This window comes from Proteus sp. G2300 (assembly GCF_009915965.1).
In the GTDB taxonomy this organism is placed as follows: Bacteria; Pseudomonadota; Gammaproteobacteria; order Enterobacterales; family Enterobacteriaceae; genus Proteus; species Proteus vulgaris.
Genome location: NZ_JAABNK010000011.1, coordinates 1 through 6,166, shown reverse-complemented (window position 1 = coordinate 6,166; position 6,166 = coordinate 1). Strand labels below are relative to the sequence as shown.

Below are 6,166 nucleotides of genomic sequence, written 5' to 3'. Positions count from 1 at the left end.
CAACGTGGCCGATAGTACCAACGTTAACGTGCGGTTTTGAACGTTCAAATTTTTCTTTAGACATTTAAATTGTCCCTCTAAGACACGGAATCGGTGGTTACACCACATCAACCAAGCAGTAAGTAAATTAGCGATTAGCTATTGCTTGTTAAGATTTTAATCAGGAAGGCAAGAACATGAAGGAGTGGTGCTGATAGGCAGATTCGAACTGCCGACCTCACCCTTACCAAGGGTGCGCTCTACCAACTGAGCTATATCAGCACATCTGGAGCGGGCAGCGGGAATCGAACCCGCATCATCAGCTTGGAAGGCTGAGGTAATAGCCATTATACGATGCCCGCAGAACTCGGCTACCTGACTTAAAATCAGCTTTGTATTCTACTTAAGTGTTTACTGTTTGAAAACACTTAAATAAGGAATTAATGGTGGTGGGAGAAGGATTCGAACCTTCGAAGTCTGTGACGGCAGATTTACAGTCTGCTCCCTTTGGCCGCTTGGGTATCCCACCAACTAAATTTTAATGGTGCCGGCACCAAGAGTCGAACTCGGGACCTACTGATTACAAGTCAGTTGCTCTACCAACTGAGCTATGCCGGCTAAGTGGTGCGCATTCTAGGAGGACTTTCATCATGATGCAACAAAAAAATTGCGATATTTGTTCTTTTGCTTAGATTTTGTTCACTTTTGATTGAATTGTTGATTTTTTAGGAAAAAAACGACCAAAATGACAACAACAATTCAAGATAAATTTTAATGCTAACTTTATCTTTTAAGTTCTAAATTTATTGTGTTCAATAAATTTTTAGAAAAAAATGAGTGACACACACACTAGTCTACGCCAAAAAATGATTTTCATGCCTATTTTTTATACTTTTTTTATAAATTTATTCAGTTCGTGTCAAAAAAAGTAGAAAAATTTTAAAAAATATCTACGCCAATGAAGCATGACTCGTTATGATGCTGTTTATTTTTTATCGGATACGGGTGTTTTAAACAGCCTGTCCAACCTGCGAAGACTAGGCAGATGTTGGCTTATGAATAACAAAGAACGCTTTATAACCCCTTATTTAGAATTTGACAGAAAGCACTGGGCAACATTAAGAGATTCTGTTCCTTTAACGCTGACAGAGAAAGAAATTATCGACTTAAAAGGGATTAACGAAGAAATTTCTATTGAGGATGTTATTGAAATTTATCTTCCTCTTTCAAGGTTGCTCAATTTTTACATTAGCTCTAACTTACGCCGTCAAGCTGTCTTAGAACAATTTCTTGGCACAAAAAGTGCTAAAATTCCATATATTATTGGTATAGCAGGTAGTGTCGCTGTGGGCAAAAGTACGACAGCCCGCTTACTACAAGCACTTTTAACGCGTTGGCCAGAGCATCGTAAAGTTGATTTAATTACTACAGATGGTTTTCTTTTACCTAATGCAGAACTAAAAAGACGTGACATAATGAAGAAAAAAGGATTTCCTGAATCCTACGATATGCATAGCCTCGTCTCCTTTGTTTCTGATATTAAATCAGGGAAGAAACGAGTCACTGCGCCTGTTTACTCTCATTTAGTTTATGACATTATTCCAGATAAAAAACAGGTCATTGAACAACCTGACATTTTAATCCTTGAAGGATTAAACGTCTTACAAAGCAATCAAGATTATCCTCATGATCCACATAATGTTTTCGTATCTGATTATGTTGATTTTTCTATTTATGTTGATGCTGAAGAAGAATTACTAAAACACTGGTATATCAGTCGTTTTTTAAAGTTTAGAGAAGGTGCGTTTACCGATCCAGAGTCTTATTTTAATAATTACTCTAAGTTAAGCAGAGAAGAATCTATAAAAATAGCCTCGTCTATTTGGCAAGAAATTAACGGATTAAATTTAAAACAAAATATTTTGCCAACAAGAGAAAGAGCGAGTTTGATCTTAACCAAAGGTGATAATCATACAATTAGCAATGTTAGATTGCGTAAATAAAACTAAACAATTATTTGTAAATATTATTAACTCTAGATAGAGTAAATAATGCAAATAAACAAAAGCTTTCCGACTAGAGAAAGCTTTTTCCATTTAAGCTGTTCGACGCCATTTAAAGCATTAAGGTGCACTTCTTAGCGAAATTTCACCACCTATATAAGGTGTAATACTTCCATTTTGTTCTAAAAGTAAAGCGCCTTGATCATTGATACCTTTGGCAACACCAAAGATTTCTTTTTCACCAATAATGAGTTTTACTCTCCTATCCATAAAATTATCTAAACTTTTCCAACGTTCGATAAAAACAGATAAGCCTTGTTTTTCAAACTGAACAAATGCATCCCTTAATGCATTGGTAATTTCACAAGCAAGTTCATTTCTATCAATTTTGATCCCAACTTGCTCTAAATTAATCCATTGCTGGTTAATTGCTTCATTTTGATTTTTGCTCATCGCAATATTGATCCCAATACCCGTTATAATATGAGCAACATCACCTGTCTTTCCTGTTAACTCAACTAGGATACCTGAGAGCTTTTTATCATTTAAATAGAGGTCATTTGGCCATTTAACTTTAACACCTTCTGCGCCAAGTTTTTGTAATACTTCAGCCATGATAACACCCACAACTAAACTTAAACCTATTGCAGCTGCGGGTCCCTGTTCAAGTTTCCAGTACATGCTCAAATATAAATTTCTACCAAAAGGAGAGATCCACTTACGCCCTCTTCGCCCTCGTCCCGCAGACTGATATTCAGCAATACAAACATCTCCCGATGTTAATTCACTAATACGTTGCATTAGATATTGATTTGTAGAATCAATAACAGGAATAACGTTCGCAGGGTTACCTTTAATATTCTGATTCACAATATCCGCATTCAATAAGTTCATTGGTGCATCTAATTGGTATCCTTTCCCTACAACTGTCTGAACATCAATGCCCCAACTACGTAATGTTTGAATGTGCTTATTAATGCCTGCACGACTCATTCCTAAGCTTTCACCTAATTGCTCTCCTGAATGGATATTTCCATCAGCAAGGAGCGCAATTAATAATAAAGGAGTTGGTGTTTCTTTCATGAAATAGCGTCCACCGCATTGATTTCGCCATGTTGACCAATAAAACGAACTTCAGGCTCTAATTGTACACCGAAGCGTTCTAGAACTTTTTGGCGTATATATGCAGCTAAATTAACAATGTCTTTTCCTGTAGCTAGACCGTCTTTGTTGATGAGAACAAGTGCTTGCTTCATATGAACAGCAGCACCACCAATCTGATGACCTTTAAGACCACATTGATCAATCAGCCAACCTGCTGCAAGTTTTACACCATCTTGTTGAACATATTGAGGGCAGAAGGGGTATTCTGTTTTTAAGTGCTGTGCAATACGAGTACCAACTATTGGATTCTTGAAAAAACTACCTGCATTACCTGTTATGGCAGGATCGGGAAGTTTACTTGTTCTCATCGAGCATACAGACCTAAATACATCTTTCGGCGTTACCGTTTCTAATGGTAATTTTGATAAATCGCCATATGTTAGAATAGGCTCCCATTTTTTACTAAGTTGCAAGCCAACAGCAATAATAGCAAAGCCTTGCTGGTAATGATGTTTGAAAATACTATCACGATAACCAAACTGACACTCTTTGTTAGTTAATCGATGAACGTAGCCTGTGCTTAACTCAACAATATCAACATAAGCACAAACATCTTTTAATTCTTTGCCATAAGCGCCGATATTTTGTATTGGCGCAGAACCCACATTTCCGGGTATCAGCGCCAAATTTTCTAACCCATAGATATTCTTTTCTAACAGAATTTCAATAAGCCCATGCCAATTTTCACCCGCACCAACATGAACAGACCAATATTGTTCATTTTCCGTAATTTCAATACCAGCAATACAGTTACGGATAACAATACCATTAAAATCTTCAGTAAATAATACGTTGCTACCACCACCTAGAATAAGGGCGGGCAATTTCTGCTCATGAGCATTTTGCCAATATGTACAAAGCTCATCTTTATTATTTGCAGTTTCTATTTGGTGAGCTTTTGCTCTCAAACCAAATGTATTAAATGCTTGCAATGAAACCGATTCTTTCATGAAAGTCTACCTCATTTAGCTGATATCTTAGTTTAACAGCCAAGTATCGTCGAGGATAGCAAAGTGATAATTGATTAGAGGCGAGAAAATATATTGATATTTAAAGTGGCTTTAAACGCAAAAAAGCCAACCTAGTGGGTTGGCTTTCTCGTCTTATTTAATGCCTGGCAGTTCCCTACTCTCACATGGGGAGACCCCACACTACCATCGGCGCTACAACGTTTCACTTCTGAGTTCGGCATGGGATCAGGTGGGACCGCTGCGCTATGGCCACCAAGCAAATTCGGTTTTATTACCCGCTTCTTTCCTTTCGGTCAGTCGCCAGTAATATCAATCTTAAACAAGCCTACTTTATCTACTCTTCGTCTCTCAGACAAAACACCTTCGGTGTTGTCAGGTTAAGCCTCACGGTTCATTAGTACTGGTTAGCTCAACGTATCGCTACGCTTACACACCCAGCCTATCAACGTCTTAGTCTTAAACGTTCCTTTAGGTCACTCAAGGTGACAGGGAAGACTCATCTCGAGGCAAGTTTCCCGCTTAGATGCTTTCAGCGGTTATCTCTTCCGCACTTAGCTACCGGGCAATGCCATTGGCATGACAACCCGAACACCAGTGGTGCGTTCACTCCGGTCCTCTCGTACTAGGAGCAACCCCTCTCAATCTTCCAACGCCCACGGCAGATAGGGACCGAACTGTCTCACGACGTTCTAAACCCAGCTCGCGTACCACTTTAAATGGCGAACAGCCATACCCTTGGGACCTACTTCAGCCCCAGGATGTGATGAGCCGACATCGAGGTGCCAAACACCGCCGTCGATATGAACTCTTGGGCGGTATCAGCCTGTTATCCCCGGAGTACCTTTTATCCGTTGAGCGATGGCCCTTCCATTCAGAACCACCGGATCACTAAGACCTACTTTCGTACCTGCTCGAGCCGTCACTCTCACAGTCAAGCTGGCTTATGCCTTTGCACTAACCGCATGATGTCCGACCATGCTTAGCCAACCTTCGTGCTCCTCCGTTACTCTTTAGGAGGAGACCGCCCCAGTCAAACTACCCACCAGACACGGTCCCCGACCCGGATTACGGGCCTAGGTTAGAACATCAAACGTTAAAGGGTGGTATTTCAAGGTTGACTCCATGCAGACTGGCGTCCACACTTCATAGTCTCCCACCTATCCTACACATCAAGGCTCAATGTTCAGTGTCAAGCTATAGTAAAGGTTCACGGGGTCTTTCCGTCTTGCCGCGGGTACACTGCATCTTCACAGCGAGTTCAATTTCACTGAGTCTCGGGTGGAGACAGCCTGGCCATCATTACGCCATTCGTGCAGGTCGGAACTTACCCGACAAGGAATTTCGCTACCTTAGGACCGTTATAGTTACGGCCGCCGTTTACTGGGGCTTCGATCAAGAGCTTCTCCCTAAGGATAACCCCATCAATTAACCTTCCAGCACCGGGCAGGCGTCACACCGTATACGTCCACTTTCGTGTTTGCACAGTGCTGTGTTTTTAATAAACAGTTGCAGCCAGCTGGTATCTTCGACTGGCTTCGGCTCCGTCCGCAAGGGACTTCACTTACCGCCAGCGTGCCTTCTCCCGAAGTTACGGCACCATTTTGCCTAGTTCCTTCACCCGAGTTCTCTCAAGCGCCTGAGTATTCTCTACCTGACCACCTGTGTCGGTTTGGGGTACGATTGTTGGTAACCTGAAGCTTAGAGGCTTTTCCTGGAAGCAGGGCATCAATTGCTTCACCACCTTAGTGGCTCGTCATCACACCTCAGCATTAAGTGACCGGATTTGCCTAATCACTCTGCCTACATGCTTGAACCGGGACGACCGTCGCCCGGACAACCTAGCCTTCTCCGTTCCCCCATCGCAGTTACCACCAGTACGGGAATATTAACCCGTTTCCCATCGACTACGCTTTTCAGCCTCGCCTTAGGGGTCGACTCACCCTGCCCCGATTAACGTTGGACAGGAACCCTTGGTCTTCCGGCGTGCGGGTTTTTCACCCGCATTATCGTTACTTATGTCAGCATTCGCACTTCTGATACCTCCAGCAT

The 6,166-nt window shown here is 41.5% G+C and carries 3 protein-coding genes, 4 tRNA genes, 2 rRNA genes and 1 pseudogene; 1 reads left to right on the top strand and 9 read right to left on the bottom strand.

Annotation, left to right across the window (positions count from 1 at the left end; all coding sequences use genetic code 11):
* From GWI97_RS06760 to GWI97_RS06740, 5 genes and pseudogenes are all read right to left on the bottom strand, one after another.
* Nucleotides 1-64, bottom strand: a pseudogene (locus GWI97_RS06760) (GTP-binding protein); the annotation flags it as partial.
* Between the two features lie 121 nt (nt 65-185).
* Nucleotides 186-261 (bottom strand) — tRNA-Thr (locus tag GWI97_RS06755).
* 5 nt (nt 262-266) lie between these two features.
* Nucleotides 267-341 (bottom strand) — tRNA-Gly (locus GWI97_RS06750).
* 82 nt (nt 342-423) lie between these two features.
* A tRNA-Tyr gene (locus GWI97_RS06745) sits at nt 424-508 on the bottom strand.
* 13 nt (nt 509-521) lie between these two features.
* Nucleotides 522-597, bottom strand: a tRNA-Thr gene (locus GWI97_RS06740).
* 437 nt (nt 598-1,034) lie between these two features.
* Here GWI97_RS06740 and coaA point away from each other — a divergent pair.
* A complete protein-coding gene (gene coaA, locus GWI97_RS06735; protein ID WP_036933235.1) occupies nt 1,035-1,982 on the top strand; it encodes a type I pantothenate kinase in 948 nt (315 codons plus the stop codon).
* A 120-nt stretch (nt 1,983-2,102) separates the two neighbouring features.
* Here the strand turns inward: coaA and birA are convergent, their stop codons facing one another.
* The 4 genes from birA to GWI97_RS06715 form a co-directional block, all read right to left on the bottom strand.
* Complete coding sequence (gene birA, locus GWI97_RS06730; protein WP_115370527.1) at nt 2,103-3,065, bottom strand: bifunctional biotin--[acetyl-CoA-carboxylase] ligase/biotin operon repressor BirA; 963 nt, start codon at nt 3,063-3,065, stop codon at nt 2,103-2,105.
* A complete protein-coding gene (murB, locus tag GWI97_RS06725) occupies nt 3,062-4,096 on the bottom strand; it encodes a UDP-N-acetylmuramate dehydrogenase (protein WP_036933231.1) in 1,035 nt (344 codons plus the stop codon). Before murB ends, birA begins: the two co-directional genes overlap by 4 nt.
* Nucleotides 4,097-4,258: 162 nt before the next feature.
* Nucleotides 4,259-4,374 (bottom strand): 5S ribosomal RNA (gene rrf, locus GWI97_RS06720).
* Between the two features lie 116 nt (nt 4,375-4,490).
* Nucleotides 4,491-6,166, bottom strand: a 23S ribosomal RNA gene (locus GWI97_RS06715); the annotation flags it as partial.

Excerpts from the sequence above, each read along its gene's own strand:
- birA (WP_115370527.1), bottom strand. The coding sequence starts at position 3,065 with ATGAAAGAAACACCAACTCCTTTATTATTAATTGCGCTCCTTGCTGAT.
- coaA (WP_036933235.1), top strand. The coding sequence starts at position 1,035 with ATGAATAACAAAGAACGCTTTATAACCCCTTATTTAGAATTTGACAGA.
- murB (WP_036933231.1), bottom strand. The coding sequence starts at position 4,096 with ATGAAAGAATCGGTTTCATTGCAAGCATTTAATACATTTGGTTTGAGA.